Here is a 26,767-nt window from a genome sequence, read left to right as displayed (position 1 = left end):
CCCCGGCTCCCCGCGGCGCGCCGCCTCATTTTTCTCCACTCCAAGCTTTTTGTGGGCGCCCCGTGGGGGGCGCGCGCCCCCCCCCACCCCCCCCCCCCCCCCCCCACGCCTGGCTCCTACAGTTAGTAGATGGTGTCAGATACGGAACTGACCCACCAGTTTGCCCAGGCGCTGACCGAGGTCGGCGAGGCTGCGGGAGGTCTGTGCACCGAGTTGGGTTTCGTCGGCAACGCTGTCCACGGCTACGGCGATCTGATGCACGCTGCGGTTGATCTCTTCGGCCACGGCGGTCTGCTCTTCGGCGGCGCTGGCGATCTGCGCGTTCATCGAGTTGATGGTGCCGATCAGCTGGGCCATGGTATCGAGCGAAGCGCCGGCCTCGTTGGCCTGAGCGGAAGTCCCATCGCCGGCCTCGCTGGAACGGCGCATTGCTTCCACCGCCGACTGAGTGCCGGCCTGCAGGCGATCGATCATGCCCTGGATTTCCTGAGTGCTGATTTGCGTGCGGCTGGCCAGCGCTCGAACTTCATCGGCCACCACCGCAAAACCACGACCGGCTTCACCGGCACGGGCGGCTTCGATGGCGGCATTGAGCGCCAGCAGGTTGGTCTGCTCGGCAATCGAACGGATCACGCCGAGCACGCTGACAATCGACGACACGTCTTTTTGCAGACTGTCGAGAGACACGCCACTGCTGCGGATATCGTCCACCAACGCATGAATCTTCACGATGCTGCCAGCCACCACACGCTTGGCAGCCTGGCCTTCTTCGTCGGTCTGCTGGGCAGCCACTGCGGCGTTTTGTGCGCTTTTCGCCACTTCCTGAGCAGCGGCGGACATTTGGTTGATCGCCGTGGCGACCTGATCGGTCTCGTGACGCTGACGCTCCATGGCCTGATCCGAGCGCTGCGCCTGATCGGAGACCTGATTCACCAGCCCGGTCAGTTGCGAGGTCATTTCGGTGATCTGGCGCACCAGGCCGTGGATCTTGTCGACGAAGCGGTTGAACGAGCCGGCCAGTTCGCCGAGTTCATCCTGGCTGGTGATGGTCAGGCGACGCGTCAGGTCGCCCTCGCCCGCCGCGATGTCATCAAGGTTGGCTTTCATCAGGTTCAGCGGACGCAGGATCGTGTTGGCCAACAGCATCCCGGCGGCGGCGATCACCAACAGCACCACGGCGGCGATTCCGACGATGCTCAGCACCACGCCTTGCATGCGCTCCTGAACCTTGATTTCGACCAGTGCCACTTGGGCTTCGATGCCGTCGAGGTTGACCGAGGTACCGACCGCCATGTCCCACTTCGGCAGGTATTCGGTGTAGCCCAGTTTCGGCACCAGCACTTGGGTGTTGCCGGGCAGCGGTGAGCTGTATTGCAGGTAGTGGGTGCCGTCCTTGGCGACTTTCACCAGGTCGCGGTTGACGTAGACACCGTTCGGATCGCGGTTGTCCTTGAAGCTCTGGCCCACGCCTTCAGGGCTGTTGGCCTTGAACAGGCGCACGGTGTTGGAGTCGTAGCCGAAGAAGTAGCCGTCCTTGCCGTAGGTGATGCTCGACAGCAACTTGACCACTTGGGCCCGCGCCGCGTCATCACCTGGGGCGGCCGCGTCGTAGAGCGGTTTGATCGTGGTCATGGCCACGGCGACGTAGCTTTGCAGCGTCGCCTTGGCATCGCTGAGCAGGCGCTGGCGAGTTTCCTCGACTTCCTTGCGGGCCTGCTCCTGCAGAATGAACAACGTGGTCAGGCTGATGACCAAGGCAAAGAGCAACACCGGGAGGACGGCAAGGGACAGGACTTTAGCCTTCAGGCTCATGCGCATGACGGTTCACTCTTTTGATTTTATAGGCGTGGTTAAAGGCTTTAACGGCACGCCGGATCAAAAGTTGAATCCGCCCCCTGTACGAGCCTGTGTGGCGAGCGAGCTTGCTCGCGCTTGAGTGCGCAGCACTCACAAAAAGGGCCGCTACGCAGCCCAGCGGGAGCAAGCTCCCTCGCCACAGGCCCGTTCCCACCGGGGGATCATCAGTCAGAGGACCATCGCCGCCACCCAGCCGAACGCCAGCAGCGGGAGGTTGTAGTGCAGGAAGGTCGGGACCACGGTGTCCCAGATATGGTGATGCTGGCCGTCGATGTTCAGACCGGAGGTCGGGCCAAGGGTCGAGTCCGAGGCTGGCGAACCGGCGTCACCCAAGGCGCCGGCAGTGCCGACGATGCACACGATCGCGATCGGGCTGAAACCCAACTGTACGCACAACGGCACAAAAATCGCGGCGAGTATCGGCACCGTGGAAAACGACGAACCGATGCCCATGGTCACCAACAGCCCGACCAGCAACATCAACAACGCGCCAATGCCTTTGCTGTGGTCGATCCACGAGGCCGAGGCTTCGACCAGTGTCTGCACCTGACCGGTGGCTTTCATCACTTCGGCAAAACCTGAGGCAGCGATCATGATGAAACCGATCATCGCCATCATTTTCATGCCTTCGGTGAACAGGTCGTCGGTTTCACGCCACTTCACAATCCCCGACACCGAAAAAATCAGAAAGCCTGTCAGCGCACCGATGATCATCGAATCCAGCAACAGCTGAACGATGAACGCCACCGCGATGGCCAGACCGGCGACCATCAGGCTCAACGGGTTGTACTGCACCGCGACCTGTTCGACTTGCTCGATCTTTTCCAGATCGTAGACGCGCTTCTTGCGGTAGCTGACAAACGCTGCCGCGAGCCCGACGACCATGCCCAATGCCGGAATCCCCATGGCATGAGTGACGTTGATGCCGCTGATGTCCACACCGCTACGGGCGACGTTGGCCAACAGGATTTCATTCAGGAAGATGTTGCCGAAACCCACGGGCAGGAACATGTACGGCGTAATCAGGCCGAAGGTCATGACGCAGGCAATCAGTCGGCGGTCCAGTTGCAGTTTGGTCAGTACATATAAAAGCGGCGGTACCAGCAACGGAATGAAGGCGATATGTATCGGCAGAATGTTCTGCGAAGCGATGGCCACCCCCCACAGCAAACCGATCAACAGCCATTTGACCTGACGGCCACCGCTGGCGTGCTGGCGGTCGACCATCAGCAAGGCTTTGTCGGCCAGGGCGTGTGCCAGGCCGGACTTGGCAATGGCCACTGCGAAAGCACCAAGCAATGCGTAGGACAACGCGACCGTCGCGCCGCCACCGAGGCCGCTGTTGAAGGCTTTTAATGTTGCCTCGATGCCCAGGCCACCGGTCAAACCACCCACCAGGGCGCCCACGATCAGCGCGATCACTACGTGCACGCGGGACAGACTGAGAATCAGCATGACGCCGACCGCGGCAATTACAGCATTAATCATCGTTACCTCAAGGCAAACGGAAAGAGTCCGGCCGACAGTCTGCAAAGAGCCGCCAGCGGATTGAATGAGAGGGTTTTATTAGAGGGCGCGCACTGTGCCGCAGCATCCACGCCTTGTCAAAGCGATCACGATCCCTTGTAGCAGCTGGCGAAGCCTGCGTTCGGCTGCGCAGCAGTCGTGAATTCAGGCGACGGGGTGTGCCAGAAGTACCGTATGCGCAGGTTTTACGACTGCTTCGCAGCCGAACGCAGGCTTCGCCAGCTGCTACAGGTTTGGTGTGATTGCTTATTTAATTGGGAGGATAAAGAAAGCCAAATCGCGGCCGTTACAGTGCAAAGTCTCAGATATTTATCGAATAAAGGACGTCTCCATGTCGCTCAGACAACTTTCCATTCAATGGAAAATCACCCTGCTGGCCGGGCTGTGCCTGGCCGGCATCGTGACCCTGCTGGTGGGTCTTTCGCTGTATCGCATGGAGCACAGCTCCGAGATGGTGAAAGCATCCAGCATGGAGATGCTCACCGAAGCGGCCCAGGCCCGGATCGAATCCCAGGGTGAAAACCAGGCGCTGGTGATTCGCCAGCAGTTCATGGACGCCTATCAATATGGCCACGGTTTTTCGCGCCAGGTGCTGTTCCTGCGCGACCAGGCCGAGAAGCGCTTTCTCGATGCCTTTGACCTGCGTGAAGACCTGACGCGTCAGGTCAAGTCGGCCCTGCAAGCCAACCCGGAATTGCTCGGCCTCTCGCTGGTGTTCGAAGCCAACGCGCTGGACGGCAAGGACGATCTGTTCGCCGGCCAGGCCGAGTTGGGCAGCAACGACAAGGGCCGTTTCGCGCTCTATTGGTCGCAGCCGACACCGGGCAAGGTAACATCGATGGCGCTACCGGAAAGCGACATGGCCGACACCAGCACCGGCCCCAGCGGCGAACCGGCCAACGCCTGGTTCACCTGCCCGCGCACGACGCTCAAGCCCTGCGTGATCGAACCCTACTTCTACGTGATCGATGGCCAGAACGTGTTGATGACCAGCATCGTTTTCCCGCTGATAGTCAACGGCAAGGTCATCGCTTCGCTGTCGGTGGACATCAACCTCAACAGCCTGCAAGCCGTCAGCCAGGGTGCGAGCAAGAAGCTCTATGATGGCCAGACCAACGTCAGCATCATCAGCCCGGTCGGTTTGCTGGCCGGTTACAGCCCGGACGCCAGCAAGCTCAGCCAGCGCCTGGACACCGTGGACAAGACCAACGGTGCCGAGCTGATCCGCATGCTCGCAACCAGCAGCAAGACCGAAAGCCTGCACAACAATCAACAACTCAAAGTGCTGTCGCCGTTCCAACCGATTCCCGGTGGCAAGTCCTGGGGCGTGTTGCTTGATGTGCCGGAGAAAGTCCTGGTCGGCCCCGCTGAAGCGCTGAAAAAACAACTCGATGAAAGCAACACCGCCGGCACCCTGGTAGAACTCAGCCTGGGTGTACTGGCCGCGTTGATTGGCCTGTTGCTGGTGTGGCTGATGGCGCGCAGCGTGACCAAGCCGATCCTGGGTGTGGCGCACATGCTCGAAGACATTGCCAGCGGCGAAGGCGATCTGACCCGCCGCCTGGCCTATGACAAAAAGGACGAACTCGGCCAATTGGCCGGCTGGTTCAACCGCTTCCTCGACAAGCTGCAACCGATCATCGCCGAGGTCAAACGCTCGGTGCAGGACGCGCGCAGCACGGCCGATCAGTCGTCCGCCATCGCCACCCAGACCAGCGCCGGCATGGAACAGCAATACCGCCAGGTGGATCAGGTCGCCACCGCTTCCCACGAAATGAGCGCCACCGCCCAGGACGTTGCTCGCAGTGCAGCGCAAGCGGCACAGGCGGCGCGGGATGCGGATCAGGCCACCCGTCGCGGTTTGACCGTGATCGACCGCACCACCGCCAGCATCGACAACCTCGCCGCTGACATGAGCGCGGCAATGGTTCAAGTCGAAGGCCTGGCGGCCAACAGCGAGAAGATCGGTTCGGTGCTGGAAGTGATTCGGGCCATCGCCGAACAGACCAACCTGCTGGCGCTTAACGCCGCCATCGAGGCCGCTCGTGCCGGTGAAGCCGGACGCGGTTTTGCCGTGGTGGCCGATGAAGTGCGCAACCTGGCACGCCGAACGCAGGAGTCTGTCGAAGAAACCCGTCTGGTGATCGAGCAACTGCAAAGTGGCACTCAGGACGTGGTCGGCTCGATGAACAACAGCCATCGTCAGGCTCAGGGCAGTGTCGAACAGGTGGGTCAGGCGGTGACAGCGCTACGGCAGATTGGTGAAGCGGTGACGGTGATCAGCGACATGAACTTGCAGATCGCCAGTGCCGCTGAAGAACAAAGCGCCGTGGCCGAGGAGATCAACAACAACGTGGCGACGATTCGAGATGTGACGGAGTCGTTGTCGGGGCAGGCGAATGAGTCGGCGCGGGTGAGTCAGTCGCTCAATAGCCTGGCGAATCAGCAGCAGAGTTTGATGGATCAGTTTCGGGTTTGAGAACCACCCCTCACCCTAACCCTCCCGAAACGTCGGACCGCCCCAAGGGGTAGAGGGGACTGACCGAGTTGTTCTTAGAGCTACATCGACCTGAAATATCGAGTCGAACTCAGGATCTGAAAGCGCTGGAGATCGGCTCCCTTTCCCCCTCTCCCCATTGGGGAGAGGGCTGGGGTGAGGGGGTGGCTTTCAGCCTCAGCGCCGAGGTAGCTCAACAACCACCCTCAACCCACCCCACTTACTCTCCTCCAACCGCAACACCCCGCCCCACGTATCGACGATGTCCCGCACAATCCCCAATCCCAACCCGTGCCCATCCGTTTGTTCATCAAGCCGAGTACCCCGGCTGAACACCTGATCGCGCTGGTGTTCGGGAATCCCCGGCCCATCGTCTTCCACGCTCAACTCAAACCCTTCGGGCGTCTCGACCACGCTGAAACGAACCTCGGCGTCCGCCCACTTGCAGGCGTTGTCCAGCAGGTTACCGAGCAGTTCGAGCAAGTCCTCGCGATCCCAGGGCAGTTGCAAACCGGCCGGTGCTCGGTAGCTGAGGTTCAGATGCTCACCATGAATCATGTTCAACGTCGCCAGTAACCCAGGCAATTCCGCATCGCAATCAAACAACGCCCCCGGCAACGCATCGCCGGATAACCGTGCGCGATTGAGTTCGCGGTTGAGTCGCTGCTGGACCTGTTCCAGTTGCGCCTTGATGACCTTGCGCAGTTCCGGCTGCGCATCGAGCTTCTCGCTTGAAGCCAGGCTCAACAACACCGCCAGCGGGGTTTTCAAGGCATGGCCGAGGTTGCCCAGGGCATTGCGCGAACGCTTGAGGCTGTCTTCGGTGTGCGCCAGCAAATGGTTGATCTGCGCCACCAGCGGTTCAAGCTCTACCGGCACCTGATCATCGAGTTGCGAGCGCTGGCCTTGCTGCAACTGGGCGATCTGCTCACGCGCCTTTTCCAGCGGGCGCAAGGCGCGGCGCACGGTGATCCGTTGCAGCAGCAGAATCAGCAGCAGTCCCGTCAGACCAAGGCCCAATCCGACTTGACGCATGCGCTGGAAACTCTCGCGCACCGGTGTGTAATCCTGGGCCACGCTGATGGAAATCGATTGGCCGAGCCGTCGATAGTCCGAACGCAGCACCAGCAGTTGCTGCCCTTCCGGCCCCAATTGCAGGTTGCTGTGCAGGCCGGCATGGTCGAGGCGCGGCAGTTCCTGATCCCACAGCGAACGGGAGCGCCAATGGCTGTCGGCAAAATCGATGCGGAAGTAATGACCGGAAAACGGTCGCTGATAGGCCGGCGACAGATGCCGCTCATCCAGCTGCAAACCCTGCGGCCCACGCACCAGCGCCACCAGCAGGTTTTCGCTGTCGTCGCGCAACCCGGCTTCGAGGTAGCGTTGCAAACCCATTTCGAACAGCCACAGGCTGGTCTGCGCCAGCACCAGGCCGACGATCACCATCACGCTGATCAACCCCAGGCTCAAGCGGCGCTGGATTGACCTCACCGGGCTTGCCCGCCGAACAGGTAACCCTGGCCGCGACGGGTTTCGATGACGCTGCGCCCGAGTTTGCGCCGCAGGTGGTTGACGTGGACTTCGAGCACGTTGGAGTCGCGCTCGGTTTCACCGTCGTAGAGGTGTTCGGCGAGGTGGCTTTTGGAAAGAATCTGCTCGGGGTGCAGCATGAAATAACGCAGCAGGCGGAATTCCGCGGCGGTGAGCTGGATGTCAGCGCCGCCGCGGGTCACGCATTGGCGGCCTTCGTCCAGGTGCAGTCCGGCAGACTTGAGCGTCGGCTGGTTGGCATGGCCGTGCGAACGGCGCAACAGCGCCTGGACGCGCAAGTGCAGTTCTTCGGGGTGGAAAGGTTTGGTCAGGTAATCGTCGGCGCCAGCCTTGAGGCCTTCGATCCGTTCGGCCCAGGAATCTCGGGCGGTGAGGATCAGCACGGGCGTGGACAGACCACCGGCCCGCCATTGCGTCAGCACCTCGAGCCCCGACAAACCCGGCAGGCCGAGGTCGAGGATGATCAGGTCATAAGGCTCGCTGCTGCCCTGATACACCGCGTCGCGGCCGTCGGCCAGCCAGTCCACGGCGTACCCCTGCCGGTTGAGGCCGGCCATCAGTTCGTCGGCCAGCGGCACATGGTCTTCCACCAGAAGCAAACGCATCGATCAATCTTCCCTGTCTTTCAGTAACTGGCCGGTGGTGGCGTCGAGGTCCAGTTCGCGGACCACACCTTCGGCGGTCAGCAACTCGACTTCATAAACGTAGACGTCGTGTTTCTCTTCAAGCTCGGCTTCCAGCAGTTTGGCCCCGGGATAGCGGTCCAGCGCGTGCTGCAACAGCTGCTCCAGCGGCAGGATCACGCCCTGCTGACGCAGGCGCAGGGCTTCGTCCTGATCCAAGTCGCGAGCCATGACCACCGAGCAAAAAGCCAGGAGCGCCAGCGCCATTCGACCGCTGGTGCATAGATTTACCTTCATTACGTATCCTGATGATCCTTGAGAATCTGCCCGCTGACAGCGTCCAATTCCAGATCCCACTCAATGCCCTGAGGGTCGCGCAATTCCACCTGATAGATGTACTTGCCGTACTCTTCTTCCAGCTCGGTTTGGGTGACGGTAGAACCAGGGTGTTTGGCCAGAGCGGTGGCGTTGAGCTTCTCGAAAGACACAATGGTACCAGCGTCACGCAGTCTCAGGGCTTCGTCGGGGCCGAGGTCGCGAGCGTGGGCGATGCTGGCGGTCATGCCGATGATGGACGCGGTGAACAGGGCAGTCAGGGTTCTCATGGGGTGTCTCCGTATTTTTTTATGTGTTGCCTACGGGGGCCACCTTAGTGATCCGAACTTAACTGAAACTGAATTGCCATCATTGGATATAACAACTCCCCCAGGGGATTCATGCACTTATAATCCCCCGCTTGCCCGCATTCGAGACCGGTATGACCGCTATCCACATCAAGTTCCCCTCGCTGACGCTCAAGGCCGGCCCTCGCGCCTTGGCGCGCATCCGTGCAAACGGTTTGAGCGCCGCCGATGTCGGCACACTGCCGGGTGCTGCCGGTGGTCCCAAGGCGTTGGGGATTCAAGGTCTGGACTTGGCGTTGTTCGGTGAATGGCTGCCGGCGGCACCGCGGGAGCGCTCGTTGATCGGCGCGTCGGTGGGTTCCTGGCGCTTCGCCAGCGCGTGTCTGCCGGATGCCGCCGAAGGTATCCGCCGTCTCGGTCACCTCTACACCGAGCAGAACTTCGCCAAGGGCGTGACCATGGCGCAGATCAGCCAGAGCTCCCGGCGCATGCTCGAGGAGCTGCTTGATGGCCGCGATGCCTCGATTCTGGACAACGCTCATTACCGACTGAACATCATGGTGGTCAAAAGCCACGGCCTGCTGGCGGACGATCATCGCGGTCGACTGGGGCTGGGCCTGTCATCGGTGATCGCCGACAACCTGCGCGGCCGGGCGCGGCTGTCGCGGCATTTCGAGCGACTGATCATTCACGATCCGCGTCTGGCACCGCCGGTCAATGCACTCAACGATTTCCCCTCGCGCTTCGTTGCGCTGAATGCCGGCAACCTGCGCCAGGCCTTGCTCGCGTCAGGCTCTATCCCGATGGTGATGGAAGGCGTGCGTGACCTGCCGGGTGCCGGTGCCGGGACGTTTCGCGATGGCGGTCTGCTGGACTATCACCTCGACCTGCCCTACAGCGGCAACGACATCGTGCTCTACCCGCATTTCACCGACCGGGTCATTCCCGGCTGGTTCGACAAAACCCTGCCGTGGCGCCGCGCATGTTCTGCGCGTTTGCAGGATGTCCTGTTGCTGGCGCCATCGAAGGATTACCTGGCGCGCCTGCCCTACGGCAAACTTCCGGACCGCAACGACTTCAAACGCTTCATGGGTGATGCCCCGAGCCGGCAGAAATACTGGCGCATGACGATGGATGAAAGCCGTCGCATGGGCGATGAGTTCCTCGAACTGGCCGCCAGCGGTCGCCTCGGGGAGCGCTTGCTGACCCTTTAGTCAGTGTTTTCCCGCAACGCCAAACACAAACTGTTAAACTCGCCGCCTGCCCACATCGCCGCGGCGATCGCCACCTGACAGAGCTGAAACCACTGTGGAAATCTTCAAAGAATTTACCTTCGAATCCGCCCACCGCCTGCCTCACGTGCCGGAAGGCCACAAGTGCGGCCGCCTGCACGGTCACTCGTTCAAAGTGGCGATCCACCTGAGCGGCGACCTCGATCCGCACACGGGCTGGATCCGCGATTTCTCGGAAATCAAAGCGATCTTCAAGCCGCTCTACGAGCGTCTGGACCATAACTACCTGAACGACATTCCCGGTCTGGAAAATCCGACCAGTGAAGTCCTGGCCAAATTCATCTGGAAAGAATTGAAGCCTCTGCTGCCGGAGCTCAGCGCGATCCGTATTCACGAGACGTGCACCAGCGGTTGCATCTATCACGGTGAGTAAACCGATCTAAAAGACAATGCAAAATCCCACAGGGGGTAATGCGTTTCGTCAGCGAATATAAAAACAGCCTTCAATGGCTGTTTTTTTATGCCTATGCTTTTTGGCTCCCCCACGCCAAGAGGACACCCCCAATGACTGACTGGCCGCTGCCTCAGACCTATCGCTTCAACGGGCGCTCCGTTCGCTACGCCGTACGGGGTGACGGTCCACCGTTGGTGTTCGTGCATGGCACGCCCTTCTCTTCTTACGTGTGGCACCGGATTGCGCCGCACTTCATCACCACCCATCGGGTGCATTACTTTGATCTGTTGGGGTATGGGCTATCGGAGAAAATCGAGGGCGATGTGTCGCTGGGTGTGCAGAACGACCTGTTGGCTCACTTGCTCGATCACTGGGGTCTGGAGCGACCAGATATCGTCGCTCACGACTTCGGCGGCGCCACCGCTCTGCGTGCTCATCTGCTGAACGGCAAGGATTACCGCAGCCTGACGCTGATTGACCCGGTAGCGCTGACACCCTGGGGTTCGCCGTTTGTGCAGCATGTGCGTCAGCATGAGGCGGCATTCAGTGGCCTGCCCGATTACATTCAGCGGGCGATTGTGCCGACCTATATTCGCGGGGCGATCAAGCGTGAAATCCCGGACGACGAACTCGCGCCTTACGTGCAGCCGTGGCTCGGCGATCCGGGGCAAGCGGCGTTCTATCGGCAGATTGCGCAGATGGACGAGCGTTATACCCGTGAGGCCGAAGGGCTGTACCCGACGATTCGTTGCCCGGTGCAGATTCTGTGGGGGGAAGACGATCAGTGGATTCCCATTGAGCGCGGGCAGGCGTTGCATCAGATGATTCCGGGGTCGCGGTTTCAGGCGATTCCGAATGCCGGGCATCTGGTTCAGGAAGATGCGCCGGAAGCGATTGTCGCGGCGTTGCTGCGGTTTCTGCCACCACACAAATCCCCCTGAAGAAACCAACACCCCCTGTAGGAGCGAGCCTGCTCGCGAAAGCGCCGGGTCAGTCGACCTCAGTGTTGAATGTTCAACCGCTTTCGCGAGCAAGCTCGCTCCCACATGGGGTTTGTGTTCCTTCAGGTGCACTGCTTTCGAGCCCCTCCCCGCGCCAAATCTCCCCGCTCGGCTATAAATAACTACACCACCCCACGCTTGGCACGACCACTGCAACACGCCCCCGCGTCACTCATTCAGCAAGGAACGCCCCATGACGCAGAACGATCCCGGCAACGATTACCCCCTCAGCGAAGTCCCGATGCATGCCCGCAAAGGCCTGGCCTCTACGGCCATGGTGCTGCTGGGTTTCACCTTTTTTACTGCAACCATGTTTGCCGGCGGCAAGCTGGGGGTGGCGTTCAGTTTCGGCGAAATGATGGCGGTGATTATCGTCGGCAATCTGCTGCTGGGGATCTACGCCGCAGGCCTTGGCTACATCGCCTTCAAGAGCGGCCTGAACTCGGTGTTGATGGGGCGCTTTTGTTTCGGTGAAGTGGGCAGCAAGCTCAGCGACCTGATCCTCGGTTTTACCCAGATCGGCTGGTACGCCTGGGGCACCGCCACTGCCGCCGTGGTGCTGGGCAAGTATTTCGAATTGAGCGAGGGCACCGTTCTCGGGCTGATGGTGCTGTTCGGCCTGGTGTTTTGCGCGACCGCGTATGTCGGTTATCGCGGTCTGGAGATTCTGTCGTACATCGCCGTACCGGCAATGATGTTGCTGCTGATGCTGTCGATGTGGGTCGCCACGGTGAAGGTCGGCGGGCTCGACGGTTTGCTCGCGGTAGTCCCGACGGGAACACTGGACTGGTCGACCGCCATTACCCTGGTATTCGGCACCTTTGTCAGCGGCGCAACCCAGGCGACCAACTGGACGCGTTTCTCCCGTTCAGCACGCGTCGCGGTGCTGGCGAGCCTGATCGGTTTCTTCATCGGCAACGGCCTGATGGTGTTGATCGGTGCTTACGGTGCCATCGTCTACCAGCAACCGGACGTAGTTGAAGTGTTGCTGTTGCAAGGCTTCGCCATGGCGGCGATGGCGATGTTGCTGCTCAATATCTGGAGCACCCAGGACAACACCATCTACAACTTCGCCGTCGCCGGTTGCAACCTGCTGCGCACCGGCCGTCGCAAAACCGTAACCCTGGCGGGCGCGGTGATCGGCACGTTGCTGGCACTGCTGGGCATGTACGACATGCTGGTGCCCTACCTGATTTTGCTGGGCACTGTGATTCCGCCGATTGGCGGCGTGATCATGGCGGACTTCTTTTACCGCTATCGTGGTCAATATCCACGTCTGGCCGATGCCCGCTTGCCGGCGTTCAACTGGTCCGGCCTGGGCGCCTACGCGGTCGGCACCGTTGCGGCATTCAGTTCACCGTGGGTCGCGCCGCTGGTAGGGATTGCTGCTGCCGCGCTAACGTATGTGTTACTGACCGGCGTGCTGGGTGCCCGTACTGCCAACGCACCATTACAAGATCTATAAAAGGATTCGCCTGATGCACATCATCAACGCCCGCCTGCGCAACCAAGATGGCCTGCACGAGTTGCACCTGGAAAACGGCCTGATCAGCAGCATCGCCCGCCAGACCGAAGCGCCGACCCTGGGCCCCGATGATCTGGACGCCGGCGGCAACCTGGTGGTGCCACCCTTCGTCGAGCCACACATTCACCTCGACGCCACGCTCACCGCCGGCGAGCCGCGCTGGAACATGAGCGGCACGCTGTTTGAAGGCATCGAGTGCTGGGGCGAGCGCAAGGTGACGATCACCGAAGAGGACACCAAAACCCGCGCCAGGAAAACCATCCAGACCCTCGCCGCCCACGGCATCCAGCACGTGCGCACCCACGTCGACGTCACCGACCCGCAGCTCACCGCGCTCAAGGCGATGCTCGAAGTGCGCGAAGAAAGCCGTCACCTGATCGACATGCAGATCGTTGCGTTCCCGCAGGAAGGCATCGAGTCGTACCGCGACGGTCGCGAGCTGATGGAAGAAGCGATCCGCATGGGCGCCGATGTGGTGGGCGGTATTCCGCATTTCGAGTACACCCGCGATCAAGGCGTGAGCTCAGTGAAATTCCTGATGGACCTGGCCGAGCGCACCGGTTGCCTGGTGGACGTGCATTGCGATGAAACCGACGACCCGCACTCACGCTTTCTTGAGGTGCTGGCCGAAGAAGCCCGAAGCCGCGACATGGGCTCGCGAGTCACCGCCAGCCACACCACGGCCATGGGCTCTTACGACAACGCTTACTGCGCCAAATTGTTCCGCCTGCTTGGGCACTCGGGGATCAGTTTTGTCTCCTGCCCCACCGAAAGCATTCACCTGCAAGGGCGCTTCGACAACTTCCCGAAACGCCGTGGCGTGACCCGCGTCAACGAGCTGCTCGAAGCCGGGATGAACGTGTGTTTTGGCCAGGACTCGATCGTCGACCCTTGGTATCCGCTGGGCAACGGCAATATCTTGCGGGTGCTCGAAGCCGGCCTGCACATCTGCCACATGCTCGGTTACCGCAACCTGCAAAGCGCGCTGGACCTGGTCACCGACAACAGCGCCAAGGCGATGAACCTGGGTGATCGATATGGACTGGAACGCGGGCGGCCAGCGAATTTGCTGATTCTGTCGGCGGACAGCGATTACGAAGTGATCCGCAGCCAGGGCCTGCCGCTGTATTCGGTGCGCGATGGCAAGTTGTTGATGAAACGGCAGATGCCGGTGGTGGAGTTCTTCGGCGATCAGCGCTGAGATTTGCGTTGATTTGGCCATCGCGGGCGACGCTTGCCCGCGAAGGCAATCTCAAAATCACTCCATCAACCGCGCTGTGCCGAACAACCTGACCCGACTCAACTCCCCCGACTCTTCCTCCAGAAGAATCGGCGCCGTACCGCCGGGCATGACCACTTTCACCTCCCCTGCACTGACCCAACCCACCCGCCATGCGGCGCAGGCCACCGCACTGGCGCTGGTGCCCGACGACGCCGTCGGCCCTTCTCCACGCTCGAATACCCGCGCGTCGACTCGCCCTTCTGACTCAAGCATCGCCCATTGCAGATTCACACCCGCAGCACACGGCTCCCCTGCCCCGGTCGGCACGGCGTAAGCGACACGCGTCAGCCCTTCGGACAGCCCCGGTTCGCGCATCTGCTCATTGCCCGGCAATGCATCGGCGCTTTCTAAAAGCGTCACACAATGTGGATTGCCGATGCGCACGAACTGGCTTCGAGACCAGGCGGGATCGAGCGCCGACAACGGCTGCACATGGCTGACGTCGCGACCGTTCAACAACACACCTTCAACCCCTTTAGCCCCCACCGCGTCCGGTCCGAACGAAGGTTTGCCCAAATCCAGCCAGAACCCTTTCACACCCTCGACCTCGGCCGGTTTCACCGACGTGTCCACCGGTGAAACCGCATCAGCCTTGTCGTGATGAACCCGGAGCAAACAAGCCTCGGTCCCCGGCAGCAGCCCTTGCTCATTCAGGGCCTGAGAGAAAATCGTCAACCCGTTGCCACTGCGCTCGGCCAGGGTGCCGTCGGTGTTGACGATCAGCAGGTCAAACGGTGGCGAGTCTTGAAACGGTCCGATCAGCAAGCCATCGCAGCGATGCGACTTGGCATTCGCCGGCCGCGAATGCGACGGCCATTCGCAGAATGCATCCACCGCTTGCCGGCTCCAGACCGCCCGGGACGACGCAGCCTGCCCGGCCGTTGTCGGCAAGTCGACACCGGCGCGACGCACCGCTGCGGGAGATACCACGCCATAAATATTGCCGCGTGCATCGTAGAACTGCGCCATGTACCGGTCCTTTTTTATCTCTTGGGGCGGTGCCCACTCTAATGCTTCAGCAGGCCTGCAATCACGCTTCATGTCTGAAAAAGCATCCTTTTCAGGGAGAAAGTGTCGGGCCAGGGTTCGCGCCGACACACCACTGACTGCCGCGCTCGCGATGGAGGGTCAGGCTGTGCAAGGATGTCACCCTGCCTCACCGCGAACTGGGCGGACGCTGATCGAACCCTCACCGGTGAGTCACTGTCCCTTGGGTACGCGACGTTTTTTGCCAAGGACTGATATGACCAACCTCAACACTCAAACCGCATTTGTTCCCGGACGCCTGGAACAGATGTCCACGCGCATCGCCTTTTTCATTGCCGGATTCGGTATCGCTGCGTGGGCGCCGCTGGTGCCCTACGCCAAGGCTCGGGCCGGGCTGGATGAAGGGACGCTCGGTTTGCTGCTGTTGTGCCTGGGGGTGGGGTCGATTCTGGCGATGCCGATGGCGGGGCTTCTGGCCACGCGTTTCGGTTGTCGCCGGGTGGTGAGCGCCGGGGTGTTGCTGATCTGTGCGGCCCTGCCGCTGCTGGCGACGGTGTCGTCGATTCCGGCGTTGATGGCTGCGTTGTTCATGTTCGGCGCGGGCCTTGGCACGGTGGATTCGACGGTGAACCTGCAAGCGGTGATCGTCGAACGGGCCAGCGGCAAGACTATGATGTCGGGTTTCCATGGGCTGTTCAGCCTCGGCGGGATTGTCGGTGCGGCGGGCGTCAGCGCCCTGCTCGGCTTCGGGGTTTCACCGCTGGGGGCGACGCTGGTGGTGATCGTGATGCTGCTGATCGCACTGGCCAAGGCCGCGCCGCACCTCTTGCCTTACGGCAGCGAAAGTTCGGGGCCGGCGTTTGCCGTTCCCCATGGCATCGTGCTGTTCATCGGCGGGATGTGCTTCATCGTGTTCCTCGCCGAAGGCGCGGCGCTCGACTGGAGCGCGGTGTTCCTGGCGCAGGAACGCGGGATCGATACCGCTTATGCCGGGCTGGGTTACGCGGCGTTTGCGCTGACCATGACCGTCGGCCGTTTGACCGGTGATTCGATCGTGCGTCGTCTCGGCGCTACTCGGGTGATTGTGTTCGGTGGGTTGACGGCCGCAGCGGGCCTGTTTGTGGCGACTTTCGCCCCGAGTTGGGAAGCGGCGCTGGTGGGATATGCATTGTTGGGAGTGGGCTGTTCGAACATTGTGCCGGTGCTGTACACCGCAGTGGGCAAACAGACGGTGATGCCCGAAAGCGTCGCCGTGCCGGCCATTACCACGCTCGGTTATGCCGGCATTCTTGCGGGACCTGCGTTGATCGGATTTATCGCCCACGGCAGCAGTTTGAGTTTTGCCTTCGGGTTGATGGCGGTGTTGCTGGTGGCGGTGGCCATTGGCGGGAAGGTGTTGAAAGTCTGAATTGTGGCGAGGGGGCAACCCCCCTCGCCACGTGTTTGTTAGAACCCGACGCTGGCCTGCACAAAGAACGTGCGCGGTGCGCCAATGTACATCCCCGAGTTGTTGTCGCTGGAGCGGGTGAAGTATTGCTTGTCGAAAATGTTCTTCACCCCGGCGCCGACTTTCAGGTTCGAAAGCGTCGCGCCGAAGTCATAGCCGCCGCGTACGTTCCAGGTGACGTAGCCCGGGATGTCGCCGTACTGGCCGTCGGCGGTGCCTTCAGTGATGTAGTTGTTGGTGAAGCTGCCGTCGGCGTTCACGGCAACGCCCGGCGAACGCTGCTTGGACTGGGCAAACGCATCGAGGTTGTAGGTCCAGCGGTTGATGTCGTAACGCAAACCGGCAGTCGCCACCTGACGCGAGTAGAACGGCAGGTCACGGCCCTTGAATCCCGGGATCTCGCCTTCATAAACGGCACGCGTGTAGGTGAAACCAGCGTTGGCGGTCAGGCCGTCGAGCCGTGGGTCCAGTGCCGCCATGTCGTAGTGCACCGAGGCTTCGAGGCCCTGGTGCGTGGTCGCGCCGAGGTTGGTCCAGCCCGCATCGTTGCTGATGTATTGCAGCTCTTTATCGAAGTCGATGTAGAACAGCGTCACTTCCCCGCCCCACACATCATTGTTGTAGCGCGTGCCGATCTCGTAGGTCTTGGCCTTTTCCGGTTCCAGGCCATTGGCAGGCTCGTCACCCGAGCCACCCTGGCCGAGCTGGAAATACTGCAGGCTGCCAAACGAGGTTTCGTAGTTGGCGAACAGCTTCCACTCTTCCGACACGTGATACATCACGCTCAGGGCCGGCAGCGGCTCGTTGCTTTCGATGCTGCGGTTCTTTTCCAGCACCGGTTTGCCAGCGGTGTCGAGCACCGGGCGGTCGTGCCAATCGGTGCTGATGTGTTCAAAACGGATGCCAGGGGTGATGGTCCAGTTGCCGACGTCGATTTTGTTATCGACGTACACCGAGTTGGCTTCAGTGCCGCCGGTGCGGTCCTGATACACATGGCCGTCCGAGCTCTTTGTCGCGACCGGCTCGTTGTTGACCAGCGCCAGGCGGCTCGCCTCTTCGTGCATGCCTTCCTTGAGGTAGCGATAACCGACACTGACTTCCTGGGTAGTCGGGCCGACGTCGAACACACGGGACACTCGCGGTTCAATCCCGAAGGTGTAGTAAGTACGCGGGAACGAGCCGAGGGTTTTCTGATCGCGAGCGGCGATGTTGCTGCCACGGAAGCTGTCGGAATAGTAAGTCAGCACTTCGGCCTGGGTGCGGTCGTCGATCTGCCGCGCCCACTTGAACGAGACGTCCTTGCGGCGTCCGCTGAAGTTGTCGTTGTTGCGGTCGGACTGGAACGGATCGGCGTCGTACTGCGCCTGGGTCAGGCCGCCGGGCATGTCGGCGCTGGCGTCGTAGTAGTGAAAGTTGAGGCTGAAATCGTCCACATCGGTGGGTGCCCAGTGGGTCTTGAGGATCACGTCGTCGATGTCGTTACCGTTGTTGCGCTCACGGTAACCGTTGCCGTTCACGCCCGAGTACAGCAGCGCCATGCCGAGACCGTTGTCCGCGGTGCCGCCGAGAAACGCCGTGTCGATGTGCTTCCAGCCACCGTGCTGGGAGGTTTCCAGGGTCGAGCCGATTTCACCGGTGGCTTTCTCCGGAATCGCGCGAGTGACGAAGTTGATCACGCCACCGACGTTCTGTGGCCCGTAACGCACGGAGCCGGCGCCGCGAACCACGTCGATGCTGTCGAGGTTGCCGGAAGAAATCGGAGCCATGGACAATTGCGGCTGGCCGTACGGGGCGAACGCTGCCGGTACGCCGTCAATCAACACGGTGGAGCGTGGCGACAAGCGCGAAGTCAGGCCGCGCACGCCGACGTTCAGGGAGATGTCGCTGCCGCCGGTGCCGTTGGCGTCCTGCACTTGAACACCGGGCACGCGCTTCAGTACGTCGCCGACGTTCATTGCGCCCTGCTCGATCATTGCCTCGCGGCGAATCACCGTACGCGCGCCGGGGTGGTTCTGCACCACGGCGGCATCGGCATCGCCGAGCCAGTTGCCGACCACCTTGATGTCGGTCACGCCCAGCTCCAGCGGGCCGTTGGCAGCCGACGTCGGTGCCGGCATCAACGTGACCGAACCTTCGTCGATCTGGTATTGCAGACCGCTGCCTTGCAGCAACTGGCGCAACGCGTCTTCTGGAGAAAGATTGCCGTCCACCGCCGGGGCCTGTTTGCCGGCGACCAGCTCAGGGCTGAAGAACACCTGCAGCGAGGTTTGCTGGCCCAGTTCACTCAAGGCCTGACCCAGGGGTTGCGCCGGGATGTGAATCGCGTCGGCGGCGAACGCCTGGGGCAGCGCCGTGCTGACGGCCAGGGCGAGAGCGAGGCGCAACCAAGGTGATTTGTTGTTTTTAGCGGTGGATTTCTTCACGTCGAACGTAGTCCTGTGGATCGCAAGAGTGTGCGCCTGTTAATGCAAACCAGTTGCAGTTGGACAGGAAGACGATCAACTGGAAAAAAACCTGAATTTATTTTGAAATTATTTCCTGACTGCCGTCATCGAGGGTGCGCACGGCCACCGGCAGAATGCTCGGCAAGGCCTTGAGCAGTGCGTCGGTGTTGTCGGACTTGAACACGCTGGTCAGGCGCAAATTGCCCACTTTGTCGTTGCCGACGGTGAGCGGTTTCTCCCGATAGCGCGACACTTCCTCGGCGACGTCGCTGAGTCTGGCGTTGGTGAACACCAGTTTTCCGCTGCGCCAGGCGGTCAGCTCGGCAGGGTTGACCGCATAGGCAGCGGCCACTTTGCCGTCGGCATCAATGTGCGTACCGAGGCCGGCCGTGAGGCTGATGAAATCGCTGTCCGCCGCTGAATGCCCCTGAACCTTGACGGTGCCCTGCTCCACCACGACCCGGGTTTGGGCGGTGTCGCGGCGCACATCAAAACGGGTGCCGGTAACCGTGACCTTGCCGCTGCCCGCCTCGACCACGAAGGGCCGGCGGGTGTCGTGCTCGACGCTGAACATCGCTTCGCCCTGCGTCAGCTCGATGCTGCGGCGGTCGTTTTCATAGCGCACCTGAACGCGGCTGCGGCTGTTCAGGTCGATCACCGAACCGTCCGGCAACGCCACATGACGTCGCTCGCCCAGGGCCGTAGAAAATTCGGCGGTGTAGATCGCCGGGTGATTCAAACCGCTGAACAATCCCAACACGAGTGCGACGGCCAACACACTGGCGGCCACCGCATAACGCACCAGCGGGCGACGTTTGCTGCACGCAGGCGCGGTTTCACACAAGGCTTGCAGACGCGCCGCCGGCAGCAAATCCGCCGCCGCCCACAAGCCCTGGAGCAACTGGAATTCGTCGCGGTGTTGAGGGTGCTCGTTCAGCCAGGCTTCGAAATGTCGATGCTCTTCAACTTTCACCGCAGGTTCCTGCAAACGCACAAACCACCGCGCAGCCTCGTCGCGAACCGTTGTTTGCCCGCACGCACAATCACGAGTATCCATCATGGAAGTTCCTGTTTGGCTGGGGATGAGAAGGCACCGCCGATCATGGCTGCAATCCGTCAAGGCGGTCGCGCAGATGCCGCAGCGTGCGGATCATATACTTTTCCACCATGTTCTTGGACAGTCCCAGGCGTTCGGCGATTTCCGCCTGGGTCAGGCCTTCGATCTTCTGCCAGACAAACACCTTGCGGCAGTTGACCGGCAACTCAGTGAGCGCCCGTTCGATGGAGTCAGCCAACTGGATCGCATGCATGAAATGCTCCGGGTCGCCCGACGACGACACACTGTGATCAACCGCCTCCGACTCCATGGCGCCCCGCCGATCCTCCCGCCGATACCCATCCACCGCGATGTTGCGCGCGGTCTGGTGCAAATACGCCCGAGGTTGTGCAACCGTCGCCGAATCGGACTCAAGCACCCTCACGAAGGTGTCGTGGGCCAGGTCCTCGGCCTGCTGACGATTTCTCAGGCGACGGGTCCAGGTCCCGACCAACTCTTCGTAATGCTCGAAAAAGCCGTGTCTGCGGGGCAGCTTGGGGGTCATTGCGGTGTGCTGTGAAGACGGAGCGTGAATAGTAATGCTTCCTATTAACTTGAAGCAATGGATTCCAGACCGCCGCTATACAGGTTTTTGCGCCCCTGCCAATCCGCGGTGACCCTGTTTGTAAAGGGGCGCCCAAAGGCGCCCTTTTTTCTACGCTGAAACCTGCCCCTGCAATCGTCGTCCGACTACATCCATCAAATCACAGCCATCGCGTAGCGAAGTCACCAACACCCGCGCCAGTTCACTGTGGACGCCCTCGCCAAACGCAATGCTCTCCAGCAGTTGCGTTGCAGTACGAATGCGATAGGCCGCGGTTTCATGTAACACGTCCAGTGGCGCTTCAGTGTCGATCAGCAATGATGGGATGTTGCAGTCGATGCCAGTGATAGGCATGTATCGATCCATGATGAAAAACCTCCATTGGGTAAAGACACACGATTATTCAGCGTTGGCAGTTGGACGGCGCTTCAGACGATCCCCGGGGTGGCTCCAGGTTGTCCAGCGCTCGATTGACCAGCAATTCGCCCAGCGCGGACAGTTGCTGAATACCCACAATGACATGGCGACGAGGGCCTTCCAGTTCCCGGGCGAGATCGGTGGCCATGACACTGAGGGAGGCGAGGGTTTCAGAGGCGTGACAGAGGAGGGATTCAGTGTCGACATCCGGAATGACGGTGAAGAAATAGCTGGCAGATGTGGGACGTGTGTGAGTGCGCAGGGGCACGCTGACGAGTTGTTCGGTGACTTTGGCGGGACTGGATGAATCGACGGTGTCATTGAGGGAATCGTTTGGTGATGCCGCGGATTTGGTGGCGAATTTTTTCATAACAGAGCTCCTTGCAAAGTTGAAAAATGCAAGTCCCACGCTGTTGACCGGGACTAGGTTGGCTACTGTACGCGTGTTATCGGAGAGGTAAAATTATTAATAATAAATTTAACTTTGTTAATCAAACAAATGAACATCTGTGCAGGAAAATGATTATAAGTGGTTAATATTCGTACATTCCGAAAGATTCGATAGCTACAAAAAAATAGACGATATCTTCCGCTGCTAACGGTGCCCCACATGAAACCCCCATTACTTCCTAATTTCTGTAAGAAATTTCGGTGATGCTCCCCCTGCGCCCCCGCCGCGAAACATTATCTAACGTTTGCCAACGTGCTTACGACATTATTTTGCACATAATTCAGGCATGCAGGATGTAGGGCTCTCTGAAAACAAACCACCATCGTTACTCAGCTGTATCGGGGAGATTTTCTCTAGCAAAAAAAAAAAAAACAAACGGTGATTTTTAATGCACAGAAAAGAAAAAACAGAAACATTGAAAAACAATATTAAATACTTGATAAAGAGTCGCGGCGAAACTCAACTATCACTGTGCAACTCCATTGGCTTAACCAGAACTACGATATACAACATTTTGGAGGGCAAGGTTGTAAACGTCCAACAGTCTACAATTCGCAAGATCTCTGATTTTTTCGGAGTATCCTATAAAGAAATAGAAAGCATAGATTTTGAGAAGAAAGAGATAATAGAAAGTAGTATTTCCCTTCACGGAAACATGAATCCAGCCGCAGTCCCCATAATCAAAGAAAGTTTGCTTATTCAGAGTTTGGACAAAAGAATCGGTGAGCTAGCGACACTTCACCCCTTGACATATTATTTCGGTGCTGCGTGCAATTTAATCGGAGTGCTTCTTGAGAGCGAAATCAGTGGGACCAATGAACCTGGAGACCTGTTAATAATAAATAAGGGACTTCTGAATAGCGAGAGAGAAAAATTAATATATAACAAGACTACAAAAAAGTTATTTATAGCTAATGGCTGCATTCCTGCTTCTGATGTTTTTTGTGTAGTTGGGGAAATCGTTGAGGAAAGGTTTAATGGTTAACATGGGCGAGATCGAGAACAACAAATACAAATTATTAGGATTTGAAAACGATAAAAATTTGGCGATAATCATGATTCTCCCCACAGGGAAAATTATAAAAATAACGCTGAGCGAGCTTTTAAAAAGCGAGATACTGGACAATTTAAACAAAGCAGAAATAAAAAGCGTGTATAGGAAGTTTTATTCTCGTGGAACGGCACTGACCGCATACGAAGTAAATGATCGCCACGAAGGAGCGTGGATTATTTTTGTCATATTAAATCTAATACTTTTTACGCTATACATCTTTACGAACTTCGCCACGGCAAAATTGTTTTATCTAGAGCAATTTAACGTTGTTGTCACCCCAGGTGTCTTCCTGTACCCATTGACATTTTTAATAGTCGACTTATTGAACGAATTTTATGGATTCAGACTTGCAAGAAAAGCTATTTTGTTTGCATTCATAAGTAACGCTTTTATTTTTATTCTGCTAAGCGCCACTAGCTATCTTCCTGGACTGCCGAGTTGGAAGCTTGATACTTCCTATGGCGAACTCATTAGCCATGTTTCATCCGTATTAGTGGCATCGTCCGTCTCATTTCTTTTTTCCGAGTACGTAAACTCTTATTTGCTATGCAAAATAAAAGAGCTTACAAACTCCAAACTTCTTTTTCTGCGAGTATTTTTCAGTACTTTCTTCGCAGTGATAATCGACAGCTTCCTTTTTTGCTTTATTGCGTTTTATGGAACCATGCAAAATAGCGAGATACTACACATAGTCTATGTCCAAATAGCGATAAAAATGTGTTTTGCTATTTTTAATATTCTACCTGCCTACGGCGCAAGATCACTATTTAAAAGGTACACAGCTCGAATCCAACCTGCATAAAACCAAGGGGAGTTAGCAGCTAATACCTCCCCTCCCAAATCAGCAAGCTTCACTTCATAAGCCTAGTTTGATTTTCAGACTGCTTGTGATTTCTGCTCTGCCCTCCAGAAACTCACTCAATCCTTTTGCACGAAGACCACAAGCATCACAGTCGCCGCACCCACTTCCCATTATCCCGTTATAGCAAGTCAACGTATGGTAACGAATCAAATCCAGCTGCTTATGATAATCAGCCAAGGCCCAAGTCTCAGCTTTATTAAGCCGCATAAGCGGCGTCTCGATTCGAATCTTATAATCCATCCCCAACTCAATGGCACTGTTCAACACCTTAACAAACTCATCACCACAATCCGGATAACCAGAGCTCTCAGTTTCACAAACACCTGTGATGACCGCTTCAGCACCCACTTGATAGGCATAAATAGAAGCCAACGTTAAAAACAGAATATTCCTGCCAGGCACGAACGTATCAGGCACACCGTCCCCCGTACTCCTCGCAATTGGAATGTGGTCGCGCGTCAAACTGCTAATGGCCAGTTCGTTTAGTAATGAAGTGTCTAATACTTTGTGCACCTTCACGCCAAGCTGTTTTGAAAGCTGTTGCGCCACTTCGATTTCCGCACGATGGCGCTGGCCATAATCGAAGGTAATGCAGTGAATTTCATCGTACATCGGCAATGCGTGGATCAAGCAAGTGGTTGAGTCTTGTCCACCGCTGAAAACGATAACGGCCTTTCTGGTCATGGTTCGTTCTTCCTTGGGGGGCTCGGCAGGGTGCCGGGGCCGTTGACCCTACCGGGAAGCTCAAACTCTGGGTGTGGGAGGTTTCCGAAATGACCGTCTCCGGTTTCCGTTTGTGTCGGTTCTTTGCTGGATTTCGAGGATTTTTCCAACGAGTCATCACCGATGACCCGATTCAAACGCTTGATGATTTCTCCCATCAACTGGTCGCAATCCATCAATCCCACCGCCTCCCCCGCGCCCTAGATTAACTCCCAGAACAAGCAGCCGTGGCGTGCGGCCAATCACTGTGGAGATCACCCCCCATGCAAAGTTTCCAAACCCGCAAACAGCAAAGCCCCGTTGACGGCTGGGACCATCAGGACCCGAAAGAGGCCTTCACCTTGCCCTCGCGTTATTTCTTCGACGAGCCCCTGTTGAAGGCCGAACGCGACAACATTTTCATGCGCGCCTGTCACGTGGCCGGGGCTGTCGATAAAGTGCCTTCCCATTCAATGCCAGGCACTTTTTTCATGTGTAGTTTAAAAGGCACAGAAAACTGGAAATCCCTCATCACAATGCTTTGAGCATATGCTGGATGGCTTTGTGACCGGACCTGGGGGCTTCGGTAAAAAAGTCCGCGATAAGTGACGCGAACTTTTGGGTATTCAGGAAAGACTCATTCATTGTCAAAGCTGTGTCGTTGATCGACACCATGACATAAGCACTCTGACCGCTGCCAACGAAACCGATAGAAGCGTGATCATTGCCATGATGCAAAATCACTAAAAGAGAGTCCTTTGCGATCGGGCACTTTTCGACTTCCCATTCCGGCGGCTCGTTCCTGTCAAAAACCTGCGCAAGCCTGGATAAAAATGAAGTGCGACGAGTCGCCTCGTTCTGCAACTTCTGTTTCGCTAAAATCAGCACTTGGCTCCAGGCATCAACATCGTAAGAAATATGATCCGGACACCTCTGACATTCATACGAGCGTGGTTCGGCCGCCAAATAGGTGCCACAGGTCGACGGGGGAGACTCGTACCTAAAACCATTGGAAGCGCACATTTCCTCTTTGTACTTACTCAGGAATTTTCTGACAGTAGCGACAGAAGAGCCCGATATCAGACCCGCATCTTCAGCCCCGGTTGGAAGATCAAGGTAAAGGTCATCCAGGACCAATGATCTTGAGGACAGGTCAAAAGGCGAACCATCATTTATCCAGTTAACATCCGATCGTTCTGCCCCGCCCTCATCAAACTGCTCCAGCAATGCTACGAGTTGATCTCGCTGAACGGGGTCAGCCATTATTTCAGAGAGCAACACCGCGGATGCTGCGTAACCACTTTGCGTTTCCAGATCGGCATCGAGCCCCTTCATCTCGCGAAGCGCGTAGGCAAGCTCGGCCTTTGAAATTTTAGGTCTGGCATCATTCATAAAATTTACTCTACCTCCCGGTAGTCTGTAGCGCAAAGCAGGACCATGACCGCCTATCGCCGTGCGTCATAGCGAGCAGAAAACGCCTGAGCATCTGCCCCGTTGAAATGGAAATATTCATCTGGGCGACTCCTGCGCCATACCACCGTGACGCAGCCGTTGTTGGTCGAGAGGCGGCGCATTTTGCATCCGGCTTCGTAAAAATCGATGAGTTTCCTACCTCCTTTGGGATCTGCATGTAACAGCATTTCTCCGTCGTCGCCTTCGTCCAACGCAGCTTGAATCGTGCAATCAATCAGCACCTTGGCAACACCACGAACCGCTGGCTGCCCCAAAAACTGCTCATAAGCTTCTGACGGCGCATCGGAAAGGTACCAAGTGAAAGCGCGCTGCCGCTCCACTCCCTCGACGTTGCAATGCAATTTCGGAACGATGGATAGCATTCCTATCGGAAACTTTTGCTCACCTTTCGACACGACAACACACATTGCCTTTCCCTTTTCGGAGGAATTACCCGGCAACTTGGTGAGGTAGTTATGGATCGCCACAAGTTTTAGATACGCTGGCCAGCGCCATCCAACGTCAGCACGAACTTTCCTGTTCGTTGCGCCATCATGTGAATAATTGCTATTGACGAGAGGCTGAACCTTTTCGTGCCATTGCTTCGCCAACGCGATTGTCATTGGGACGACGCAGATTTTCACCTGAAAGGGTTTCCCAAAAGTGTCATAGGCTGGCAGAGAGGAAATGGGCCGTTGTAGCGGCATAATCGAGCTTCCTTGCAAGTTCGGTTTTCGAAATCCCTGAAAATCGATTTGAACCACATTGGCAAAATTCCTGTTTTGCGCATGATTCAAACCTGCGAATAAAGCTAGCACAGGCGGCGAAAGCTCACGTTCATACGCATTTTTTCCAGATGTTTCGTACGCCCTGGCCTCCGCACACGTAATAGCGAATGATCATCCACAGGGTGTTTACTTCATCCTTGTCAGCAGCCATGCCAACGCGCCACACAGCACCAAGGTTTCACCCAACGCCTGCCCCCTCGCGGCCGGGCTGAACATTGGCTACAGCGCCTTCGACCTGGGGTTTGCCAGTGACAGCGCGTCCATCGCCTTCTTCAAGGACATGACCGGCATCCCCCCGGGCAGCTGGTTCAAATAAGCACCTGACGACCGGCACAAAAAATCATTTGCCAC

General features: G+C 58.2%; 24 protein-coding genes and 3 pseudogenes. 11 read left to right on the top strand and 16 right to left on the bottom strand.

Annotation, left to right across the window (positions count from 1 at the left end; genetic code table 11):
• Positions 1-135: 135 nt before the first annotated feature.
• The 3 genes and pseudogenes from QF010_RS32905 to QF010_RS32895 form a co-directional block, all read right to left on the bottom strand.
• Positions 136-723: pseudogene (locus QF010_RS32905) on the bottom strand (methyl-accepting chemotaxis protein); the annotation flags it as partial.
• 318 nt (positions 724-1,041) lie between these two features.
• Positions 1,042-1,812: pseudogene (locus tag QF010_RS32900) on the bottom strand (cache domain-containing protein); the annotation flags it as partial.
• 213 nt (positions 1,813-2,025) lie between these two features.
• Entirely contained in the window at positions 2,026-3,342 is a 1,317-nt protein-coding gene (locus QF010_RS32895) for a Na+/H+ antiporter family protein (protein ID WP_197281699.1), read from the bottom strand.
• A gap of 373 nt (positions 3,343-3,715) precedes the next feature.
• Here QF010_RS32895 and QF010_RS33995 point away from each other — a divergent pair, with 373 nt between their 5' ends.
• A complete protein-coding gene (locus QF010_RS33995) occupies positions 3,716-5,863 on the top strand; it encodes a methyl-accepting chemotaxis protein (protein ID WP_488169049.1) in 2,148 nt (715 codons plus the stop codon).
• A 195-nt stretch (positions 5,864-6,058) separates the two neighbouring features.
• On the opposite strand, the gene QF010_RS32880 is transcribed toward QF010_RS33995, so the two are convergent.
• From QF010_RS32880 to QF010_RS32865, 4 genes are read right to left on the bottom strand one after another with little or no spacing between them, the layout of a single operon-like run.
• Entirely contained in the window at positions 6,059-7,372 is a 1,314-nt protein-coding gene (locus QF010_RS32880) for a sensor histidine kinase (protein WP_429534759.1), read from the bottom strand.
• On the bottom strand, positions 7,369-8,037 hold the full coding sequence (locus QF010_RS32875; RefSeq protein WP_429534758.1) for a response regulator transcription factor: 669 nt from the start codon (positions 8,035-8,037) through the stop codon (positions 7,369-7,371). The genes QF010_RS32880 and QF010_RS32875 overlap by 4 nt, the downstream gene beginning before the upstream one ends.
• A gap of 3 nt (positions 8,038-8,040) precedes the next feature.
• Positions 8,041-8,322: a PepSY domain-containing protein gene (locus QF010_RS32870; protein WP_429534760.1), complete on the bottom strand. Its 282-nt coding sequence runs from the start codon at positions 8,320-8,322 to the stop codon at positions 8,041-8,043.
• Between the two features lie 29 nt (positions 8,323-8,351).
• Positions 8,352-8,660 (bottom strand): PepSY domain-containing protein, encoded by a 309-nt coding sequence (locus QF010_RS32865; protein ID WP_033061084.1) that lies wholly within the window; start codon positions 8,658-8,660, stop codon positions 8,352-8,354.
• A 152-nt stretch (positions 8,661-8,812) separates the two neighbouring features.
• Here QF010_RS32865 and QF010_RS32860 point away from each other — a divergent pair, with 152 nt between their 5' ends.
• From QF010_RS32860 to codA, 5 genes are all read left to right on the top strand, one after another.
• A complete protein-coding gene (locus tag QF010_RS32860) occupies positions 8,813-9,892 on the top strand; it encodes a patatin-like phospholipase family protein (protein ID WP_429534757.1) in 1,080 nt (359 codons plus the stop codon).
• Positions 9,893-9,986: 94 nt separating this feature from the next.
• Positions 9,987-10,343: a 6-carboxytetrahydropterin synthase QueD gene (gene queD / locus QF010_RS32855; protein WP_008152165.1), complete on the top strand. Its 357-nt coding sequence runs from the start codon at positions 9,987-9,989 to the stop codon at positions 10,341-10,343.
• 131 nt (positions 10,344-10,474) lie between these two features.
• Positions 10,475-11,305 carry an alpha/beta fold hydrolase gene (locus QF010_RS32850; protein WP_429534756.1) on the top strand — a complete coding sequence of 277 codons (831 nt, stop codon included), beginning with the start codon at positions 10,475-10,477 and terminating at the stop codon, positions 11,303-11,305.
• A 253-nt stretch (positions 11,306-11,558) separates the two neighbouring features.
• The gene (codB, locus tag QF010_RS32845) at positions 11,559-12,830 is read left to right on the top strand and encodes a cytosine permease (RefSeq protein WP_033061089.1); all 1,272 of its coding nucleotides are present in this window, start codon (positions 11,559-11,561) and stop codon (positions 12,828-12,830) included.
• A 13-nt stretch (positions 12,831-12,843) separates the two neighbouring features.
• Positions 12,844-14,091: a cytosine deaminase gene (codA, locus tag QF010_RS32840; RefSeq protein ID WP_033061091.1), complete on the top strand. Its 1,248-nt coding sequence runs from the start codon at positions 12,844-12,846 to the stop codon at positions 14,089-14,091.
• A gap of 57 nt (positions 14,092-14,148) precedes the next feature.
• Here codA and QF010_RS32835 read toward each other — a convergent pair whose 3' ends face one another.
• Positions 14,149-15,141, bottom strand: a complete 993-nt coding sequence (locus tag QF010_RS32835) for a diaminopimelate epimerase (RefSeq protein WP_429534755.1) — start codon at positions 15,139-15,141, stop codon at positions 14,149-14,151.
• Between the two features lie 274 nt (positions 15,142-15,415).
• Here QF010_RS32835 and QF010_RS32830 point away from each other — a divergent pair, with 274 nt between their 5' ends.
• Positions 15,416-16,567, top strand: coding sequence for an MFS transporter (locus QF010_RS32830; protein ID WP_429534754.1), 1,152 nt, complete (start codon positions 15,416-15,418; stop codon positions 16,565-16,567).
• A 38-nt stretch (positions 16,568-16,605) separates the two neighbouring features.
• Here QF010_RS32830 and QF010_RS32825 read toward each other — a convergent pair whose 3' ends face one another.
• The 5 genes from QF010_RS32825 to QF010_RS32805 form a co-directional block, all read right to left on the bottom strand.
• Positions 16,606-19,029: a TonB-dependent siderophore receptor gene (locus tag QF010_RS32825; RefSeq protein ID WP_429534753.1), complete on the bottom strand. Its 2,424-nt coding sequence runs from the start codon at positions 19,027-19,029 to the stop codon at positions 16,606-16,608.
• Positions 19,030-19,126: 97 nt separating this feature from the next.
• Positions 19,127-20,110 (bottom strand): FecR family protein, encoded by a 984-nt coding sequence (locus QF010_RS32820; protein WP_429534752.1) that lies wholly within the window; start codon positions 20,108-20,110, stop codon positions 19,127-19,129.
• A 40-nt stretch (positions 20,111-20,150) separates the two neighbouring features.
• The gene (locus QF010_RS32815; RefSeq protein ID WP_033061101.1) at positions 20,151-20,651 is read right to left on the bottom strand and encodes a sigma-70 family RNA polymerase sigma factor; all 501 of its coding nucleotides are present in this window, start codon (positions 20,649-20,651) and stop codon (positions 20,151-20,153) included.
• Positions 20,652-20,801: 150 nt separating this feature from the next.
• Complete coding sequence (locus tag QF010_RS32810) at positions 20,802-21,056, bottom strand: hypothetical protein (protein WP_033061103.1); 255 nt, start codon at positions 21,054-21,056, stop codon at positions 20,802-20,804.
• A gap of 37 nt (positions 21,057-21,093) precedes the next feature.
• Positions 21,094-21,477, bottom strand: coding sequence for a DUF6124 family protein (locus QF010_RS32805; protein WP_429534751.1), 384 nt, complete (start codon positions 21,475-21,477; stop codon positions 21,094-21,096).
• 469 nt (positions 21,478-21,946) lie between these two features.
• Here QF010_RS32805 and QF010_RS32800 point away from each other — a divergent pair, with 469 nt between their 5' ends.
• Together QF010_RS32800 and QF010_RS32795 are read left to right on the top strand one after the other, a co-directional pair.
• Positions 21,947-22,543 carry a helix-turn-helix transcriptional regulator gene (locus QF010_RS32800; RefSeq protein WP_429534750.1) on the top strand — a complete coding sequence of 199 codons (597 nt, stop codon included), beginning with the start codon at positions 21,947-21,949 and terminating at the stop codon, positions 22,541-22,543.
• Positions 22,536-23,414, top strand: a complete 879-nt coding sequence (locus QF010_RS32795; RefSeq protein ID WP_429534749.1) for a queuosine precursor transporter — start codon at positions 22,536-22,538, stop codon at positions 23,412-23,414. The genes QF010_RS32800 and QF010_RS32795 overlap by 8 nt, the downstream gene beginning before the upstream one ends.
• Positions 23,415-23,468: 54 nt before the next feature.
• Here the strand turns inward: QF010_RS32795 and queC are convergent, their stop codons facing one another.
• Positions 23,469-24,158 carry a 7-cyano-7-deazaguanine synthase QueC gene (queC, locus tag QF010_RS32790; RefSeq protein ID WP_429534748.1) on the bottom strand — a complete coding sequence of 230 codons (690 nt, stop codon included), beginning with the start codon at positions 24,156-24,158 and terminating at the stop codon, positions 23,469-23,471.
• Between the two features lie 302 nt (positions 24,159-24,460).
• On the opposite strand from queC, the gene QF010_RS32785 reads away from it, so the two are divergent.
• Positions 24,461-24,721 carry a hypothetical protein gene (locus QF010_RS32785; RefSeq protein WP_429534747.1) on the top strand — a complete coding sequence of 87 codons (261 nt, stop codon included), beginning with the start codon at positions 24,461-24,463 and terminating at the stop codon, positions 24,719-24,721.
• Here the strand turns inward: QF010_RS32785 and QF010_RS32780 are convergent.
• Positions 24,708-25,568 carry a hypothetical protein gene (locus QF010_RS32780; protein WP_429534746.1) on the bottom strand — a complete coding sequence of 287 codons (861 nt, stop codon included), beginning with the start codon at positions 25,566-25,568 and terminating at the stop codon, positions 24,708-24,710. The genes QF010_RS32785 and QF010_RS32780 overlap by 14 nt on opposite strands.
• A 53-nt stretch (positions 25,569-25,621) precedes the next feature.
• The gene (locus tag QF010_RS32775; RefSeq protein ID WP_429534745.1) at positions 25,622-26,392 is read right to left on the bottom strand and encodes a hypothetical protein; all 771 of its coding nucleotides are present in this window, start codon (positions 26,390-26,392) and stop codon (positions 25,622-25,624) included.
• A gap of 220 nt (positions 26,393-26,612) precedes the next feature.
• Between QF010_RS32775 and QF010_RS32770 the strand changes: the two are divergent.
• Positions 26,613-26,732, top strand: a pseudogene (locus QF010_RS32770) (helix-turn-helix domain-containing protein); the annotation flags it as partial.
• Between the last annotated feature and the right edge of the window lie 35 nt (positions 26,733-26,767).

Origin of the sequence: Pseudomonas silensiensis (assembly GCF_050434865.1) — a bacterium.
Classification (GTDB): Bacteria; Pseudomonadota; Gammaproteobacteria; order Pseudomonadales; family Pseudomonadaceae; genus Aquipseudomonas; species Aquipseudomonas fluorescens_W.
Note: the sequence above shows the minus strand (reverse complement) of the source record. Positions and strands in the feature narration are given on the sequence as shown.

Coding starts and splice junctions, on each gene's coding strand:
- QF010_RS33995 (WP_488169049.1), top strand. CDS start 3,716: ATGTCGCTCAGACAACTTTCCATTCAATGGAAAATCACCCTGCTGGCC.
- QF010_RS32875 (WP_429534758.1), bottom strand. CDS start 8,037: ATGCGTTTGCTTCTGGTGGAAGACCATGTGCCGCTGGCCGACGAACTG.
- QF010_RS32870 (WP_429534760.1), bottom strand. CDS start 8,322: ATGGCGCTGGCGCTCCTGGCTTTTTGCTCGGTGGTCATGGCTCGCGAC.
- QF010_RS32865 (WP_033061084.1), bottom strand. CDS start 8,660: ATGAGAACCCTGACTGCCCTGTTCACCGCGTCCATCATCGGCATGACC.
- QF010_RS32860 (WP_429534757.1), top strand. CDS start 8,813: ATGACCGCTATCCACATCAAGTTCCCCTCGCTGACGCTCAAGGCCGGC.
- QF010_RS32850 (WP_429534756.1), top strand. CDS start 10,475: ATGACTGACTGGCCGCTGCCTCAGACCTATCGCTTCAACGGGCGCTCC.
- codB (WP_033061089.1), top strand. CDS start 11,559: ATGACGCAGAACGATCCCGGCAACGATTACCCCCTCAGCGAAGTCCCG.
- codA (WP_033061091.1), top strand. CDS start 12,844: ATGCACATCATCAACGCCCGCCTGCGCAACCAAGATGGCCTGCACGAG.
- QF010_RS32835 (WP_429534755.1), bottom strand. CDS start 15,141: ATGGCGCAGTTCTACGATGCACGCGGCAATATTTATGGCGTGGTATCT.
- QF010_RS32830 (WP_429534754.1), top strand. CDS start 15,416: ATGACCAACCTCAACACTCAAACCGCATTTGTTCCCGGACGCCTGGAA.
- QF010_RS32820 (WP_429534752.1), bottom strand. CDS start 20,110: ATGATGGATACTCGTGATTGTGCGTGCGGGCAAACAACGGTTCGCGAC.
- QF010_RS32815 (WP_033061101.1), bottom strand. CDS start 20,651: ATGACCCCCAAGCTGCCCCGCAGACACGGCTTTTTCGAGCATTACGAA.
- QF010_RS32810 (WP_033061103.1), bottom strand. CDS start 21,056: ATGGATCGATACATGCCTATCACTGGCATCGACTGCAACATCCCATCA.
- QF010_RS32805 (WP_429534751.1), bottom strand. CDS start 21,477: ATGAAAAAATTCGCCACCAAATCCGCGGCATCACCAAACGATTCCCTC.
- QF010_RS32800 (WP_429534750.1), top strand. CDS start 21,947: ATGCACAGAAAAGAAAAAACAGAAACATTGAAAAACAATATTAAATAC.
- QF010_RS32795 (WP_429534749.1), top strand. CDS start 22,536: ATGGTTAACATGGGCGAGATCGAGAACAACAAATACAAATTATTAGGA.
- queC (WP_429534748.1), bottom strand. CDS start 24,158: ATGACCAGAAAGGCCGTTATCGTTTTCAGCGGTGGACAAGACTCAACC.
- QF010_RS32785 (WP_429534747.1), top strand. CDS start 24,461: ATGCAAAGTTTCCAAACCCGCAAACAGCAAAGCCCCGTTGACGGCTGG.
- QF010_RS32780 (WP_429534746.1), bottom strand. CDS start 25,568: ATGAATGATGCCAGACCTAAAATTTCAAAGGCCGAGCTTGCCTACGCG.